Annotated in this window: 12 protein-coding genes; 9 read left to right on the top strand and 3 right to left on the bottom strand. The window is 66.4% G+C overall.

What is annotated here, in order from left to right; genetic code table 11:
- Positions 1-70: 70 nt before the first annotated feature.
- Positions 71-1,285, bottom strand: coding sequence for an HlyD family secretion protein (locus EV560_RS12210; RefSeq protein ID WP_131856006.1), 1,215 nt, complete (start codon positions 1,283-1,285; stop codon positions 71-73).
- A gap of 171 nt (positions 1,286-1,456) precedes the next feature.
- Here EV560_RS12210 and EV560_RS12205 point away from each other — a divergent pair, with 171 nt between their 5' ends.
- A complete protein-coding gene (locus EV560_RS12205; protein ID WP_131856227.1) occupies positions 1,457-2,092 on the top strand; it encodes a TetR/AcrR family transcriptional regulator in 636 nt (211 codons plus the stop codon).
- Between the two features lie 24 nt (positions 2,093-2,116).
- Here the strand turns inward: EV560_RS12205 and EV560_RS12200 are convergent, their stop codons facing one another.
- Together EV560_RS12200 and EV560_RS12195 are read right to left on the bottom strand one after the other, a co-directional pair.
- The gene (locus EV560_RS12200; protein WP_248312007.1) at positions 2,117-3,043 is read right to left on the bottom strand and encodes a DMT family transporter; all 927 of its coding nucleotides are present in this window, start codon (positions 3,041-3,043) and stop codon (positions 2,117-2,119) included.
- 205 nt (positions 3,044-3,248) lie between these two features.
- Positions 3,249-4,283, bottom strand: coding sequence for an aspartate-semialdehyde dehydrogenase (locus EV560_RS12195; RefSeq protein ID WP_131856004.1), 1,035 nt, complete (start codon positions 4,281-4,283; stop codon positions 3,249-3,251).
- Between the two features lie 563 nt (positions 4,284-4,846).
- Here EV560_RS12195 and EV560_RS12190 point away from each other — a divergent pair.
- From EV560_RS12190 to EV560_RS12155, 8 genes are all read left to right on the top strand, one after another.
- The gene (locus EV560_RS12190; RefSeq protein ID WP_165923429.1) at positions 4,847-5,830 is read left to right on the top strand and encodes a hypothetical protein; all 984 of its coding nucleotides are present in this window, start codon (positions 4,847-4,849) and stop codon (positions 5,828-5,830) included.
- Positions 5,831-5,832: 2 nt separating this feature from the next.
- On the top strand, positions 5,833-6,630 hold the full coding sequence (locus EV560_RS12185) for a hypothetical protein (RefSeq protein ID WP_131856002.1): 798 nt from the start codon (positions 5,833-5,835) through the stop codon (positions 6,628-6,630).
- 191 nt (positions 6,631-6,821) lie between these two features.
- Positions 6,822-7,127, top strand: a complete 306-nt coding sequence (locus tag EV560_RS12180) for a hypothetical protein (protein ID WP_131856001.1) — start codon at positions 6,822-6,824, stop codon at positions 7,125-7,127.
- 461 nt (positions 7,128-7,588) lie between these two features.
- Positions 7,589-8,458, top strand: a complete 870-nt coding sequence (gene bcsN, locus EV560_RS12175; RefSeq protein WP_131856000.1) for a cellulose biosynthesis protein BcsN — start codon at positions 7,589-7,591, stop codon at positions 8,456-8,458.
- 27 nt (positions 8,459-8,485) lie between these two features.
- Complete coding sequence (gene bcsA, locus EV560_RS12170; RefSeq protein ID WP_131855999.1) at positions 8,486-10,681, top strand: UDP-forming cellulose synthase catalytic subunit; 2,196 nt, start codon at positions 8,486-8,488, stop codon at positions 10,679-10,681.
- A complete protein-coding gene (locus EV560_RS12165; protein ID WP_131855998.1) occupies positions 10,678-13,188 on the top strand; it encodes a cellulose biosynthesis cyclic di-GMP-binding regulatory protein BcsB in 2,511 nt (836 codons plus the stop codon). Before bcsA ends, EV560_RS12165 begins: the two co-directional genes overlap by 4 nt.
- Positions 13,185-14,210, top strand: a complete 1,026-nt coding sequence (locus EV560_RS12160) for a family 8 glycosyl hydrolase (protein ID WP_131855997.1) — start codon at positions 13,185-13,187, stop codon at positions 14,208-14,210. The genes EV560_RS12165 and EV560_RS12160 overlap by 4 nt, the downstream gene beginning before the upstream one ends.
- Complete coding sequence (locus tag EV560_RS12155) at positions 14,201-16,357, top strand: tetratricopeptide repeat protein (RefSeq protein WP_131855996.1); 2,157 nt, start codon at positions 14,201-14,203, stop codon at positions 16,355-16,357. Before EV560_RS12160 ends, EV560_RS12155 begins: the two co-directional genes overlap by 10 nt.
- Positions 16,358-16,473 lie beyond the last annotated feature (116 nt).

Below are 16,473 nucleotides of genomic sequence, written 5' to 3'. Positions count from 1 at the left end.
TATCCGGACTATCTCTTTGTTTAACGCGTTTTCTTCACGCGAACCGGTACCCGTTTCGCGCGAAAATGCTCTAATGCTTAGCGCCAGTGCGCGGGTCGATCGAGACGACGACCGACATGCCTGGCCGCAGCACGCCGCGGGCGGCCGTCTCGGGCGAGAGCGCGATGCGGATCGGCAGGCGTTGCACGATCTTGGTGAAGTTGCCGGTGGCGTTATCGGGCGGCAGCAGCGAGAAGACAGAGCCGGTGCCGCCGGCGATGCCGCTGACCGTGCCCGTGTAGCTGTGGCCGTCAAAGGCATCGACCTTGATCGTCGCCTTGTCGCCGATCTTGAGCTCGCGAACCTGCGTCTCCTTGAAATTCGCATCGACATAGATCTGGTCGAGCGGGACGATCGACATCAGCCGCTTGCCGGGGCTGACGAGGTCGCCAAGCTGGACGCCGGTATTGGCGACGAGCCCATCGATCGGCGCATAGATCTTGGTGAAGGAAAGGTCGCGCGCGGCCTTGTCCTCGGCGACCTTGAGCTCGTCGAGCTGGCGGGCGGCCTCGACGCGCTGCGCCTGCAGCACCTTGATATTGGCCTCGGCGGCGCTGACGCCGGCCGCCGTGCTGGCGATCGCGGCGCGGGCCTTGTCGCGGGTCGCGGTGGCGGCGTCGAGCGTCGCCTGCGAGCCGAAGGAATTGGCCGCGAGCTTGCTGGCGCGCGCGAAATCGGCATCGGCGCGCACGAGATCGGCCTCGGCCGAATTGGCCTGGGCCTGAGCCTGCAGCAGGCTCGCCCTGCCGGCGTCGATCTGGCTGTCGATGCGCGAGAGGGTCGCGACGGCCGTGGCGCTCTTGGCCTTGGCGCTCTCGAGCGCGATGCGCTGGTCGCCATCATCGAGCGCGACCAGCAGCTGTCCCGTCTTGACCTGCTCGTTGCGGGCGACCGCGACATTGGTCACGTTGGCCGAGAGCTTGGCCGAGATCGTCGCCATCTCGACGCCGACATAGGCATCGTCGGTGGTGACGATGAAGCGGCCGTTGCGCCACCAGTCGACGCCGTAATAGGCGCCGGCCGTCAGCGCCACGCCGGCGAGCAGGGTGAGGCCGAGCTTGCGCACGGTGTTGCGCTTCGGCTTCTGCGCCGCGGGAGCCTCGGCCTTGGCGGCAGCCTCGCCGGTCTGGCGGGCCTGCGGCTGCGGATTGGCCGTCTCGGCGACGGTCTCGACGAGCTTCAACCGGTCGCGGCGCGGTTCCCCGGCCTGACCCTGCGGCTTGTCGGAAAGGGTTTCGGCAGACATGGACATTCCTGTCGCTGATATAATTCGAACCAGCTGGTTCGATTTCGGTTGAAATAGCGCGGGCAATAATGCATATCAAGCGAAATCGAACTGATCGGTTCGATTTATTTTTGCGGCGCAGCGCGAACTGCGCTGCCGGATGGAACGAGCACGGTGTCAGACACAATCGAGATGCCGCGTCGGCGGCGGATTGCCGGGGCCGACCCGGAGAAGCGCCGCCAGATATTGGACGGAGCGCATGAAGTTTTCCTTTCGCGCGGCTTCGACATTGCAAGCATGAGCGAGATTGCCGCGGCGGCGAATGTCTCGAAGGGCACGCTCTATGTCTATTTCGAGGACAAGGAGCACCTTTTCCTCGCCCTGATCGAGCGCGAGCGCGAAAGCCAGAAGCGCGGGGCTTATGAGGCCTTGGAGGATGATCCCGATCCGGCCCATGCGCTTGCGACCTTCGGCGAGCGGCTGATCCGGTTGCTGGCCTGCGATTTCGCGGTGAGCGCGCATCGCATCGTGATCGGTGTCGCCGAGCGCATGCCCGACCTCGGTCGCGAGTTCTACGAGAACGGCCCGTTGCAGGGTACGAAGCGCCTTGCCGGCTATCTCGAGGCGCAGGTCAGGGCGGGCAAGCTCGCGATCGACGATACGGCGCTCGCCGCCTCGCAGTTCCTCGACCTCAGCCAGTCGACCCTGCTGCGGCCGCGGCTGTTCAATGCCGTGCGCGAGCGACCCTCGGAAGAAGAGATCGCGCGGGTGGTCAAGGCCGCCGTCGAGATGTTCATGGCGCGTTACGCGGTCAAGTCCGGCTCCTGAGCTCAGCCGCCCCTGCCGACGAGATCAGCGCGCGCCGGTCCTCGCGGCCATGATCTCGCGGGCGCGGATGCGCTCGCGATGGGCGGTGTAGAGGCCCGAGCAGGCGATGACGACCGAGCCGACGATCGTCCAGACATCCGGCAGGGCGCTGAACAGGAAGAAGCCGAAGAGCGAAGCCCAGAACAGCTGCGAATAGGTGAAGGGCGCCAGGACCGAGGCGTCGGCATGGCGGAAGGCCAGGATCATGAACCAGTGGCCGGTGGTCGAGATGAGGCCGACCAGCAGGCAGAGCACAAGTTCTTCGGCCGTCATCGGCTGCCAGTAGAACGGTGCGAACAGGCTGACCACGGCGAGGCCGACCAGCGCCGAATAGGTCATGGTCGAGATCGGGTTCTCGGTCCCGCTCATCATGCGGGTGAAGATCAGGCCGAAGGCCCAGCTCAACGCCGAGACCATCGGCAGCAGCGAGGCGAGCTGGAAGCCTTGGCCGCCTGGCCGGACCACGATCAACACACCGGCAAGGCCGACCAGTGTCGCCGCCCAGCGCCGCCAGCCGACGCGCTCGCCAAGCAGCGGAATCGAGAGGGCGGTGACGAAGAGCGGCGTGACGAAGCCGGTCGCCGTCGCGTCGGCGACCGGCAGGTAGTGCAGCCCCGTGACGAAGACGATCGAGGAACAGACCAGGCCGCAGCCGCGCAGGATGTGCAGGACCGGCCGCCTGGTGCGCAGATGCACGTGGCCGCCATGCGCCACGACCGCCAGCATCAGGCCGGCGAAGGTGGCGTAGCGGATCCAGGTGATCTGAAGCGCCGGCAGGCTCGCGGCGAGATATTTCGAGATCACGTCCGAGGACGAGAAGAACATCGCCGCGAGCAGGACGAGGCCGATACCGCGCAGCGGTGCGTCATGGCGCAGCGACACCGGCTCTGCCTTGGCGGCGAGCAGGGGCACAGGCCTGTCGGGGGTGAGCGGTAGGGTCAACGGGGCTGGCAATGCGTGAGGAGACGTGACGCTAACAGTGTTCGCGCCAAATCCCGCACGCAAAGGCGACACGGGACCCATGCATCTCCGCGAGCCGGCCAGTCACCAATCGTTAAGGAAAAGGCGGGCCGCCCGGCCCGCCTTCGCTATTGCCTGAGATTCCCGGGCTATTGGCTCAGGCTGCCTGCTTGCGCGGCTGGATCAGCTTGCGGTTGACTAGCACTTCGGCGATCTGGATCGTGTTCAGCGCCGCGCCCTTGCGCAGGTTGTCGGAGACGCACCAGAAGGCGAGGCCGTTCTCGACGGTATTGTCCTCGCGGATGCGCGAGACATAGGTCGCGTCTTCGCCGGCAGCCTCGTGCGGGGTGATGTAGCCACCCGGCTCGTGCTTATCGATGACCAGCACGCCTGGAGCGGTGCGCAGCACCTCGCGCGCCTCGTCGGCGGTGATCGGCTCCTCGCATTCGATGTTGACGCTCTCGGAATGGCCGATGAAGACCGGCACGCGCACGCAGGTCGCGGTCAGCTTGATCTTCGGATCGAGGATCTTCTTGGTCTCCGCCATCATCTTCCACTCTTCCTTGGTGAAGCCGTCCTCCATGAAGACGTCGATGTGGGGGATGAGGTTGAAGGAGATGCGCTTGGGGAACTTCTTGGTCTCGACCTCACCGGCCGAGAACACGGCGCGGGTCTGGTTGAAGAGCTCGTCCATGCCCTCCTTGCCGGCGCCGGAGACCGATTGATAGGTCGAGACGACGACGCGCTTGACCTTGAAGCGCTCATGCAGCGGCTTCAGCGCCACGACGAGCTGGGCGGTCGAGCAGTTCGGGTTGGCGATGATGTTCATCTTGGTGAAACCGGCGGTGGCGGCGGCATTCACCTCCGGCACGACCAGCGGCACGTCGGGATGCATGCGCCAGGCCGAGGAATTGTCGATGACGACGCAGCCCTGCTGGCCGATCTTCGGCGACCACTGCTTGGAGATCTCGCCCCCGGCCGACATCAGGCAGATATCGGTGTCAGAGAAATCGTAATGCTCGAGCGCGCGCACCTTCAGCGTCTTGTCGCCGAAGGAGACTTCGGTGCCGACCGAGCGGGAGGAGGCGAGCGCGACGACCTCGCTTACGGGGAAGGCGCGCTCGGCCAGGATATCCAGCATTTCGCGGCCCACATTGCCTGTGGCGCCGACAACCGCGACCTTGAAGCTCATGATCTTGATCCTTTTGGGTGACCGGTTCTGTCTCCCCGGGGAATGCCGGCCCGCCGATCGAGGCGGGTCGGACTTAGCCCCCGCCGGGGGGGAGGGGCCCGGAACCGAGGCGAAAGCGTCAGCGCAGCGTCCGGGTGGTCCCGGTCGCCGGTTTGGTCGTGCGTTTCGTCGTCAGACGGAAGGTCACGTCAACCAATCCCAAGGGCTGCAAGCATTCGCGGTCATGCGCATAGACCGCACGACGGGATGTGAGAACACCTCCGCCCGTCAAAAGTCAATCCGTTTCGGTCGGGCCTTCCATGCGGCGCGGCGTTAACCTTGCTCCCTAACCCGGCATTCACGCTGAAACAGGATCACTTTCGCCTGGTAACCGGGCGCTGACCGGGCTTGAGAGAGGCTGCCGGCCGGGTTGGATAGCGCGGGCTCGAAGAGCGCCCGCGCGCAGGTCGGGTTCGGTCGTGTCGGGTCAGTTCACGTCACTTCTCAGGGAGCGTCTGCAGGCACTGCCTGCCTGGCGGCAGGTTTGCGAGGCGGTCGCGCAGCGCGCTCCGTCATTGGCGGCCATGCCGAAGGCGAGGCTCGGAGCCTTCGATGGCGTTGGCGCCCTGATCAGCGCAGCCGATCGCATCGAGGCGGCTTGCCGCACGCTCCTGCGCTTGCTCGCCTCCGGGCCGAGCCGCTGGAGCCTGGGGCTGAGCGCCGCCCTGGCCTGGCGCGGCCTTGCGGCGCTGACCGGGATCGGCCTCAGCGCCGCGCTCGTCACCGCGCTCTCCTCCGACGATAGCGAGCCGCGGCTCGCCACCTTGACCGAGATTCCAGCTGTCGGATCACGGCTGGTGCGGGACGTCCGCCAGGAGCCGCGTCCTGTGCTGGGCGACGAGGGCTGGATCAGGATCGCCAAGCCGATCGCGATGTTCGGCCTCGATTCCGCCGAGCTCGACCGACAGGCGCCGGCCTATGAGGCGCGCCGCAGCCAGGACGGAACCAAGCGCGAGGATGTGCTCGCCTTCGGCAGCTTCACCGAGGCAAAGCCGCATCTGGTGCTGCGCATGCTGCTCGATCCGAAGGAGGAGCAGCTCTCGCAACCCTTCGTGATCGCACTGGTTCGCGAGGCGGCCGGGCGCGGCATGTCGGTCCAGCGCAGCGGCACGCCGACCGGGATCGAGACCAAGTTCGGGCTGGTCGAGACCGCCGATACGACGCTCGGTGACGGCGAGACGAGCCGCTCCTGCATCGGCTTCCGGCACCGCATGAGCGAGGCGCAGCTTTCACTGAGCGGCTGGTGGTGCGGCGCGGCCAACCGGCCAGCCGACCGGCAGCAGCTGATCTGCCTGCTCGACCGGGTCGATCTGCTCAGCGCGGGTGACGACCGCACCTTGCATGCCGTCTTCGCCCGCACGGAACTGAAGCGCCAGCCGGCCTGCTCGCCGCCGCGCCTGTCCGCGACGGGGCGCAAGACCTCCTGGCTCGACGGTGACGGCGCCGCGCCGGCCCTGCGCACCCGCAGTGCTTCCGCCGAGCGACCCAAGGCCAATCCGAAGCAATAGCCATGTCCGAGGCACCGTCGCAGACTCTCTCGGTTCTGAGCGCAACCGGGCGCGCTGCCATGGGCACGGCGCGCTTCATGTTCCTGGCGCTCGGGACACTGGTCTTCCTGCTGATCCTGCTCGTCGCGTGGTGGCTGATCCGCCACATCCCGACGATCGGGATCGGCAAGCCGGCGATAGCCTGGAGCGTCGACGCGCTCGCGTCGGTCAGCGCTTCGCCGTTGATCACGACGCATCCGGCGCGCGGGCGCGAAGAGGGCTGGCTCTTCGGTGGTCCGGGTACGGGACAGGCTTTCGCGGCGATGGTGCTGGCGGAGCGCAGCGACGATGGCCGCCCGTTCAGCCTGAATTCGCCGGTCTTCTGGCAGTTCGAGCCACTCCGCGCCGTCCGGCCGATGATTGGCGGGCCGCATTACGACATGACGACGCGCTGGGGCCGCTTCACCGGACGCGATCTGATCTATCGGGAGAATGACGGGCAGTACCGGACCTGCATCGTCTTCCGCAACGCGTTCGAGACGGCGGAATTCGCGCTTGGCGGCTTCTATTGCGCTGCCGGCCGGCAGACCGCAGATGCCGGGCCGGTGGCCTGCATGATCGACCGGCTTCAGCTGCAGAAAACGGAACGGATCTCCCCCGCCCTGACCTACCTCACGGTGCGGGCCGGGGCTGCGCCGCTTTGCAGCAACGCGACCTTCTATCCGCCGGGAACCCGCGATCCGGTCCGCAATCGCAGTGGCGGCGTGGTCCGCCTGCGCGGCGGCCAGGCCGGCGATGCGTTTCCGCTCTGGCCGCGCTAGGTCCTCTTACCGGATACCGTATCCGATGCGATGATCCATTTTCCCGTTCTCGCATCGGCTTTTCCGAAAGCCGCAATCCAGTTTTCGGGCCGATGCGCTAACAAAAACGTTAACTGCGCCAGGGTATACTTCTGCTCGGTCCTTTCGTCCCCATATCCTATGTAGTGCCGCATCTTTTTGGAGTTGCCGTCATGCGTTCGCTCAAGCGTCTTGCAGCCGTTATTGCCGTCGCGATGGCGGCGTCGACCGTCATGGTCTCCCTGGCCGAGGCGGCGCAGTCGCGTCGGCAGCCGCTGCGCGTCACGGTGCAGAAGCGCAGCTATCTCGACCCGGGCAATGTCGTGCCGGTCAATTCGATGAACCGCTATGCCAGCCAGTTCTTCTATGCGAGCCCGGTCTATAGCAATACGGCCGAGTTTTATGGCGACGCGACCTTGCCGCCCCGCATCGGCGGTGGCGTCAACCCCTTCGCCAACATCATCGAGCTGCCGCGCTGAGGGCAGGCAGTTCGACGGGCGCTTGATGGCCGTGCATAGCGGGCGCGGGATCGGCCGATAGCTCGGTCGGTCTCAGCCGAGTTTTTGTGGATTTCATATCGAGGGAGGGCTTGGCGCGACCAAGCCCTCCCTTTTGCTTTTCTGATCCCATCGCGCCGAATCCACGAAGACGCGCTACCGGGTCGATCATGAATGCGCCCCGCGCGATTGCCGCATCGGACCGCTCCGCTTGCTGCGCCCACAATCAAATCACCATTCGACTTGGCCATGTCGCGCGAATCATCGACAGTGCACGGGCCGGGGGGCACCGAGGCCATCGTGCCGTTCAAAGGTCTGCGTTTGTTAACCTCTTTTAAGTGATGCCCCAAAGCCGTTGCGCACTAATGCGCCGGCTCGTTTTACGATGATTGATCCTTCACCGGTGGCACCAGCCGCCGACTAGGAGACCGGCTGATCGAACGATGACTATAGCGAACAGCGTCCTCGCCACCGCTGGTCTGTGCGCGATCCTCGCCGCATGTGGTGGGCAAAAGCTCGATCGTTCGGAGGTGGAGGTGGCGACACGGGCCGTAGCCGTTCCACCAGACCGCTCCCTGGTGCTGCCCCCGCCAGGCGGGCCCGCCATCGTGGCCGTCACCCAGCGGTCTTATGACAATGCGGTCTCACAGGAGATCAGGCTCGCGACGCGCGGCGCGACGCCGGGCGAGAACGCGATCTATGCCGCCTTCTTCACCTCCGCCGATGTCGTCGACAGCGAGGGCGTCGAGGGCAACCTGCTCAAGGTGCCGTCGCTCGAGGATTATGCAGTCTCGCGTGAGATGGAGGAGCGGTTGCCGGGCGTGGCGATGGCACCGTCCGCGGTCTTCGTCCAGAACAAGTACGGGCCCTTCAGCTATGCGTTCGGCCATGGCGTGGGCGGCGAGGCCTGCCTCTATGCATGGCAGGGGCTCTCGCCCGGCGACAGCGTATTCCGGTCCAAATCAGGCGCGGTCTCGATCAGGATCAGGGTTTGCGATCCTCGCGCGACGGAGGCCTCGCTCCTGCGCCTCGCCTATGACTATTCGATCAATGGCTCGCTCGCCCGCTCCGGCTGGAACCCGATCGGCAATGCGCCACCACCGCCGGCCAATCTCGGCAAGGCCGGCGCGCCGATCTACCCGTTCGTCCAGCCCGGTGCCGGAGGGGTGTCCGAGCTCCCGCCGCGGGCTGCTGCGCGCGCCAGGGCTGCGAGGCCGCGACCAGCGCCGAGCCGCGTCGAACCCGCTGAAACCTTGGCCCCGGAGCGGCGTCTTGAAGGGTATCCGACCGTTCCGCCGCCGGCCAACCCATGAGGACAGCCATCGCCGCTGGATGAATCGATGCGAATAGCGATCTACGTCATCGTCTGGGCCATCATTGCGGCCGTCGTCGTCGCTCTCGTCACCTTGCCGATCAGCCTGCAGGCGCATCTGATCGCGGGGACGATCGTCGTCTCCGCCATGATCCTGCTGAAGTTCCTGCGCCCGCTCGGGGTCTGGCGCCTGATCGCGCTCGGCCTCGGGACGGCAGTCGTGCTGCGCTACCTCTACTGGCGCACGACGAGCACCCTGCCGCCGGTCAATCAGATCGAGGATTTCATTCCCGGCCTGATCCTCTATCTCGCCGAGCTCTACAATATCGGCATGCTCTTCCTGAGCCTGTTCGTGGTCGCGATGCCGCATCCGCCGCGCAAGGCTCCGCCGATCGACCAGGAGAACGCACCGACCGTCGACGTCTTCGTGCCGTCCTATAACGAGGATGCGGAACTGCTCGCCACCACGCTTTCGGCCGCCCTGGCGATGGATTATCCGGCCGGGCGCATGCAGGTCTATCTGCTGGACGATGGCGGCACCGACGAGAAATGCGCCTCGGACAACTACCTTTCCGCCAAGGCCGCGCGGGAGCGCAGGGCGCAATTGCAGGAGCTCTGCACCGGGCTCGGCGTGACCTATCTCACCCGGGCCCGCAATCTCAGCGCCAAGGCGGGCAATCTCAATAACGGCCTCGCCAACTCGACCGGCGACCTCATCGTCGTGTTCGATGCCGATCACGCGCCGGCGCGCGACTTCCTCACTGAGACGATTGGCTATTTCGGCCGCGACCCGAAGCTCTTCCTCGTCCAGACCCCGCATTTCTTCATCAATCCGGATCCGCTGGAGCGCAACCTCAAGACATTCAAACACATGCCGTCCGAGAACGAGATGTTCTACGGCATCATCCAGCGCGGCCTCGACAAGTGGAACGCCGCCTTCTTCTGCGGCTCCGCCGCCGTGCTCCGGCGTGAGGCGCTCGATGCCGCCGGCGGCTTCGCCGGACGGAGCATCACCGAGGATGCCGAGACGGCGATCACGTTGCATGCGAAGGGCTGGAACAGCATCTATGTCGACAAGCCGCTGATCGCCGGGCTGCAGCCCGCTACCTTCGCGAGCTTCATCGGCCAGCGCTCGCGCTGGGCGCAGGGGATGCTGCAGATCCTGTTCTACCAGCGGCCGCTGTTCAAGCGCGGGCTCTCGCTGCCGCAACGCCTTTGCTACACGTCCTCGGCGCTGTTCTGGATGTTCCCGTTCGCGCGGCTGATCTTCCTGATCTCGCCGCTGTTCTACCTGTTCTTCGGGCTCGAGATCTTCACCGCCTCAGGGGCGGAGTTCCTCGCCTACATCCTCAGCTACATGGTCGTGAACCTGATGATGCAGAACTATCTCTACGGCCGCTATCGCTGGCCGTGGATCTCGGAGCTCTACGAATTCATCCAGTCGGTCTACCTGCTGCCTGCGCTGATCTCGGTCATGCTCAATCCGAGCAAGCCGACCTTCAAGGTCACGGCGAAGAACGAGTCGCTCGACACGCGTCGCGTCTCGGAGCTGGGCAAGCCCTTCTTCATCATCTTCGCCGTGCTGACGCTCGGGCTCATCGCCACCTACTGGCGCACGATCGTCCAGCCCTACAATGCCGACACCACGCTCGTCGTCGGCTATTGGAATATCCTCAACCTGCTGATGGCGGGCTGCGCGCTCGGCGTCGTTTCGGAGCGGCCCGAGGGCCGGGCAGCGCGGCGCTTCGCAGTCCAGCGGACGGGAGAGATCACGGTCGAGGGCAAGACCGCGCCGATGATGACGGAGAACGCCTCCGTCGACGGTATCGGCATCAGGATGATGTCCTCCGCCTTCGACAGGCTGCCGGTCGGTAGCAAGGCGCTGATATCCTTCGAGACCACGATCGACATGCCGCGCGGGGAATTGCCGATCAAGGTCATGCGGGTCCAGCGCGACGACAAGGGCGTGCTGCTGGGCTGCCGCTACGAGGTCTCGGAGCCGCTGCACAGCCGCATGATCGCGGATCTGGTTTTCTCCAATTCGGAGACCTGGCGCCGCTTCCAGGAGCGCCGGCGCCAGAATATGGGCGTGATCTACGGAACGCTGCGCTTTCTCAGGATCGCGATCTTCCAGACCAGCCGGGGCCTGTCCTATTTCCTCGGGCTAACCCGCTTCAGCCATCCCGCCCAGCCCAATCCGCCGAAGGTGGAGCCCGCGGAATGACGAGCCAGGCGCTGTCCAGGGTGTTGAGGATGTTCGCCGTCGCGCTGCCGGCCGCTGCGGCAGTGGTCTCGTCCGCGCCGGCGCAGGACCCCCCCAAACCGGTCGCGCCATTCACGATCGCGCCGCCAAAGCCCAGTCCCTCCGGGGCCGCGCCTTTCGGCGCGCCGCCGGTGCAGGCTCCGGCTCAGCCGCCCAAACCTGAGCCGCCTAAGCCTGAGCTCGCCAAGCCGATACCGGCCGCACCACGCGAGGCTGCAGCCGGTTCCGCGTTCAGGCCCTTGCTGCCGGCCGCACGCGTGAGCCTCGAAGGCGAGGCCGATGCCAGGACCTGGGCGTTCTATCTGACCCAGGACGAGGCCGGCGCCGATATCGAGCTCAACGTCGCCTATCAGAATGCTCTCGTCGTCATGCCCGAGGCGTCCCGGCTAACCGTGCGCGTCAATGGCGAACGGGCGCTGGAAGCGCCGATCGCCTCCTCCGTCCGGCAGGCCCGCCTGTCCGCGACGATTCGCAAGGGATTGTTGCGGCCTGGCCAGAACACGATCCGTTTCGAGGCCGTCCAGCGGCACCGGACCGATTGCAGCGTCGCGTCGACCTATGAGCTCTGGACGCGGATCGAGGGCGCCGGCACGGGGCTCTCGTTCAAATCGCCTTCGGCTGCGTTGCGGCGGCTGCGCAGCATCGACGACCTGCCGGCCGTCGGCGCCGACGAGAGCGGCCAGACGACGCTCAGGATCATCGCGCCGAGCGTGCCCCGAACCGTTGCGGCCAATCCGATCTTCGCCGTCGCCCAAGCCATTGCGTTGCGCGGCCGCTTCAGCCAGCCGGTCGTTCAGGTCTCCGAGCGCCCTGTCGGCCCGGCTCGCCCAGGGACGCTCACCATCGTGCTGGCGACCAGTGCGGAACTACCCGACCTGCTTGGTGAGGTGCCCGAGCAAGCGAGAGGGAACAGCTTCCTCGGCTTCATCTCCAGCTCCAAGCTCGGTCCGTCGACATTGCTGATCACCGGCAACAGCTGGCAGGACATCGAGAGCATCGTCGAGACCAACCTGACCAATACCGTGGCGCGGCCGAGCAATATCAGCCGCAAGGTCATGGATACGGCGACCTGGCACCTGCCCGATGCGCCCTTCATCTCGGACGAGCAGGTCCTGCCTTTTTCCGAGCTCGGCATACCCAGCCAGGAATCGACCGGCCGCAGGTTGCGCGTGCGCGCCGTCGTCGCCTTTCCCGGAGATTTCTATGCCAGGGCGTATGGCGAGGCGAGGCTCTATCTCGACGGTGCCTATTCCGCCGAGGTGCGGCCCGGCGACAGCCATATCGAGGTCTTCGTCAACGGCAATGTCGCGGCCACGGTCCCGTTGAATGAATCCGGCGGCAGCCTGTTCCAGCATTTCCCGATCAAGGTGCCGCTGCGCAATTTCCGCTCCGGCATCAACGAGATCTGGCTGGAGGCCGTGACCCTGACGAATTCGGACCTCGCCTGCGGCCCTGGCGCGACCCTGCCCGGACGGAGCCGCTTCGCCCTGTTCGACACCAGTGCGCTGGCATTTCCCGATTTCGCCAAGATCGGGCTCAGACCCAACCTGGCCGCGACGGCGGGCACAGCCTTCCCCTATTCGGTCGCTCCGCGGACCGCCCTGATCCTGGGGCGGCACGATGCTGCGAACTATGGCGCAGCCGCGACGCTTCTGGCGCGCCTCGCCCAGCAGGCCAGCCGCCCGCTCGCCATCGATGCCCTGGCCAGTCCGAGCGCCGTCTCGGGACAGCCGGCCCTGGTGATCGGTGCCGCCGGCCAGCTGCCATCCGGCATCCTGCCGCGGGTCGGCATCGCCGAAAATGTCCGCACGACCTGGCCGTCACGATCCGACGATGTCGTCGTTGGCCCGGACAGCGAGGGCTCTGCCGTGTTCGATGCGGTCATCAAGGGCTTCCAGGGGCGGCAGGGCCGGCCGCAGTCCACCACCGCCGACACCGCTCCGCGCACGACGGACGAGCTTCGCGACCGCTGGCGCGGCTCGTTGGGCGGGCCCTTCGCCGGGTATTTCGTGTCGCTCGACCAATGGCTGCAGCGAACCTTCGACCTGTCCTTCGCGCAGCTGCGCGTTCCGATCACCTCGACCACGCTCTATGAGCCGGCCTCGGGAACCGACATGATCGTGGCGCAGGCCGCCGATCCCGATACGAGACAGGTCTGGACCGCCTTCGTCGTACGCCATGAGGCTGCGCTCGAAAGCACGGTGGCGCGCCTCACCATGCCCGGCAATTGGGCCGCGCTCTCCGGAAAGCTCACCGCCTATCAGGGCTCGCAGGGTTTCCAGGTCCAGGCCGCGGACACGACCTCCTTCGTCATGACCAGGCCGTTCAGCCTGGCCAATATGCGCCTCGTCCTGGCGAACTGGATGTCGAGCAATATCGCCGTCTATGCCTTGGCCCTGCTGATGGCCTGCATCTGTCTCGGCATCGGAACCTCCCTGGTGCTGCGCCGGTTGGGACAACAGCGATGATCAGAGCTTTGGCAACCTTCGTCGCAGCGATGTTGGCTCTTGCGATGGCGCTACCAGCGCAGGCGACGGTTCCCGCCGAAGCCTGGCAGCTCTACCGAGAGAAATTCGTCATGCCGGATGGCCGCGTCGTCGACGACGCCAACGGCAATATCAGCCATAGCGAAAGCCAGGGCTACGGCCTGCTGCTGGCCTATCTCGCCGGCGACCGGACCACCTTCGCCCGCATCCTCGCCTTCACCCGAACCGAATTGCTGATCCGCGACGATGGGCTCGCGGCCTGGCGCTGGGATCCGGGCGCATCGCCCCATATCACCGACATCAACAATGCGAGCGACGGCGACCTGCTGATCGCCTATGCGCTGGCCCGCGCTGGCTCCGGCTGGAACATGCCGAGCTACACCGCCGCAGCCCGCCAGCTCGCGCGCTCGCTGGCCAAGGTCGGGCTGCTGAAGCGCAAGGGTGAGACCTGGCTGATGCCCGGCGCGCAGGGCTTTGGCGAGAAGGAGCGTGCCGACGGCCCCGTGGTCAACCCGTCCTACTGGATCTTCGAGGCCTTTCCCGTCCTCGCGCAGCTCACGGAAGACGGCAGCTGGCTGCAGGTCCAGGCCACTGGCCTGAAGCTGCTCGATGCAGTGGCGAAGACCAAGACGCCGCCGGCGGATTGGCTCTCGGTCAAGGCGGAGCCCAAGCCAGCCGAGGGCTTTCCGGCGCAATTCAGCTACAACGCCATTAGGATTCCGCTCTATCTCCTGCGCGCGGGCCACGCCGAGCCGGGGCGTTTCGCGCCGATCCGCAGCGCCTGGTCCTCCGGTACCGCCACAATCGATGTCCGCAGCGGCCGGGCGGTGGAGCAATTGCCTGATCCGGGCTACCGCATTCTGGCCGCGAGCATCGCCTGCGCGCTCGACGGGACGGCAATCCCGGCCGAGCTCAAGACGTTCGAGCCGACGGCCTATTATCCATCGACGCTGCATTTGCTCGCCCTCTCGCTGCTGACCGAGAGGTATCCACGATGCATGTGAAGGCGGTCCTGCTCATTGCCGCAGCTTCGGGCGGCCTGTTCTACGCCCTCGGGCGCTATGGCCATGAGCAATTGGTCTCGCCGGAATTCCAGGCGGTTGTCAGGACAGCCTTCGCGCAGGGAAAGCCGCCTGCCGAAAAGCCGCAGCCCGAGGTCGAGCTGGCCCAGACGCCACGCCCGCCTGCCGGCGCGCCAGGGCAGCCCTCGCCGCCTCCCGTGGTCGATGAAAGCGCCCTGCGCTATTTCGCGACGCAGGGCGATACCAGACGGCTTGAGGCGGAGATGGCGCGGCTGCGCGCGCTCTATCCGGAATGGAAGCCGCCGACGGACCTGACCGCGCCCGTGTCGACGGGCGATCCCGAGCTCGCACGCATGTGGAGCCTGTTCGGCGAAGGCAAATTCAGCGAGGCGAGAGCGGCGATCGCCCAGCGCAGCACCGCCGATCCGAACTGGCAGCCGCCCCCCGACCTCGTCCAGCAGCTCGACACGGCCGAGGCGGCGCAGCGGCTCGTCAACGCCTCGAATGCGCGGCAATGGGAGCAGGTGATCCGGATCGGCACCGAGACGCCGGCGCTGCTGACATGTGCCAATGTCGACGCGCTCTGGCGCGTGGCCGATGCATTCGTCCAGACCAAGCGCGCCGATCGCGCCCGCGACGCCTATTCCTATGTCCTCACCAACTGCCCCAACCCGGCCGACCGGCTGGCGACGATGCAGAAGGCCCTGCTGGCATTGCCGGAGGAGATGACGATCGCGCTGCTTGGGCAGGAGCGCTCAGGTGAATTCTCCAGCATTCGCGACGATCTCGCGCGCCGGCATATCGGCAAGGCGGCCGAGGAGCCTTCCCTCAGCGCCACGCCCGAGGAAATCGCCCGGATCGAGGCGCTTGCCGGAGCTGCGAGCACGCCTGACGATGCGACGCTGCTTGGTTTCTATGCGCTCCGGCATAATGACCCGGCCAAGGCGACGACCTGGTTCAAGACGTCGCTCGCCCGCAATGGTGGGGCCAAGGCGGCAGAGGGCGCCGTGCTCGCACTCAGCGCGGCCAGGGATCACCAACAGGCGGAAGAGCTCGGCTCGCAATGGCTGCAGGCCGAGGCCGCCAATCGCAAGGCCTATCTCGACGCGGCGACGTCCCTGATCGCGCAGGATCCGCCGCCCCGTCTCGACCCGACTGTCCTCGGCCGTATCGCCAAGACGGTGAGTGCCGAGCGCTACGCCTCGGGGGCGAGCGGGCTCGGCTGGTACGCCTATAATTCCGGCCAGACCGCCGCGGCCAAGACCTGGTTCGAGACCGCGCTCGCCTGGGATCGCGGGCTGGAGCAGGCCGCCTATGGGCTCGCACTCACGCGCCAGCGTCTGCGCGACCAGGCAGGATTGCGCGAGCTGGTCGCCGAATGGGGGCCGCGCTCGCGGCGCATCGCCGATATTCTCCGGCCTGGCGCCCGCCAGGCTCCGTTGTCCCGGCCGGAGACGCCTCGTCCTGACGCCGAGCCGCCGGCGATCGCCAGCCGTGAGCCCTTGCCGCTCACGAGGCGGGAAGCAGTTGCGAGAGCAGAGGAGACAAGGCCGGTCGAGCGCAGCGCGGACAGGGCTCCGGAGCGAGCTGCCGCGCAGTCGCCACGTGTTCGCGTGGCCGGCGGAACCTGCGGTGGCGGCGGCACCGGCGCGGCCGCCCTGGCGCGAGGGTGGTGCCTGCTCAATCTCAAGCGCCCGGCCGCGGCGGCCGAAGCGTTCGAGGCGGCCTTGCGCACAGGCTCGGCCGCTGTCGTCCAGGATGCAGCGGCGGGGAAGGTCTATGCGCAGCTGCAGCAGGGGCTCACCGCAGACGCCATCGCCTCGGCTACACTGGCGCCGATCGCCCCGGCGCGCCGCCAGGACATGACGGCACTTCTTCTGTCCGAGCGCTTCTACGCGCTCTACGACGCCAAGAACTACAACGCGGCCCTGGTGACATTGGAGGAGCGCGCACGCTACGCGCCTGAGACCACGGACCTGATGATGCTGCGCGGCTGGTCCTACTTCAACCTCGGGCGGTATGGCGACGCGCGCAAGGTGTTTCGCGCGCTCTACCGCGCCAATGGCTCAGCGCAGGCGCAGTCAGGCCTGGCGGCGATCGATGACGTGATGCGGATCAATCGCTACTAGAGCATTTCCGCGTTTCTTCGAACCGCGAAAATTCTCTATCTACTTGTTTTGACGCATTTTCTTCACGCGAACCGGTATCCACTTCGCTCGAAAATGCTCTAGAGAACTTCCGCGTT

This window comes from Allobosea sp. BK604 (genome assembly GCF_004341515.1).
In the GTDB taxonomy this organism is placed as follows: Bacteria; Pseudomonadota; Alphaproteobacteria; order Rhizobiales; family Beijerinckiaceae; genus Allobosea.
The sequence above is the reverse complement of the archived record's forward strand: the minus strand, read 5'-3'. Positions and strand labels throughout refer to the sequence as shown.

Coding starts and splice junctions, on each gene's coding strand:
- EV560_RS12210 (WP_131856006.1), bottom strand. CDS start 1,285: ATGTCTGCCGAAACCCTTTCCGACAAGCCGCAGGGTCAGGCCGGGGAA.
- EV560_RS12205 (WP_131856227.1), top strand. CDS start 1,457: ATGCCGCGTCGGCGGCGGATTGCCGGGGCCGACCCGGAGAAGCGCCGC.
- EV560_RS12195 (WP_131856004.1), bottom strand. CDS start 4,283: ATGAGCTTCAAGGTCGCGGTTGTCGGCGCCACAGGCAATGTGGGCCGC.
- EV560_RS12190 (WP_165923429.1), top strand. CDS start 4,847: ATGCCGAAGGCGAGGCTCGGAGCCTTCGATGGCGTTGGCGCCCTGATC.
- EV560_RS12185 (WP_131856002.1), top strand. CDS start 5,833: ATGTCCGAGGCACCGTCGCAGACTCTCTCGGTTCTGAGCGCAACCGGG.
- EV560_RS12180 (WP_131856001.1), top strand. CDS start 6,822: ATGCGTTCGCTCAAGCGTCTTGCAGCCGTTATTGCCGTCGCGATGGCG.
- bcsN (WP_131856000.1), top strand. CDS start 7,589: ATGACTATAGCGAACAGCGTCCTCGCCACCGCTGGTCTGTGCGCGATC.
- bcsA (WP_131855999.1), top strand. CDS start 8,486: ATGCGAATAGCGATCTACGTCATCGTCTGGGCCATCATTGCGGCCGTC.
- EV560_RS12165 (WP_131855998.1), top strand. CDS start 10,678: ATGACGAGCCAGGCGCTGTCCAGGGTGTTGAGGATGTTCGCCGTCGCG.
- EV560_RS12160 (WP_131855997.1), top strand. CDS start 13,185: ATGATCAGAGCTTTGGCAACCTTCGTCGCAGCGATGTTGGCTCTTGCG.
- EV560_RS12155 (WP_131855996.1), top strand. CDS start 14,201: ATGCATGTGAAGGCGGTCCTGCTCATTGCCGCAGCTTCGGGCGGCCTG.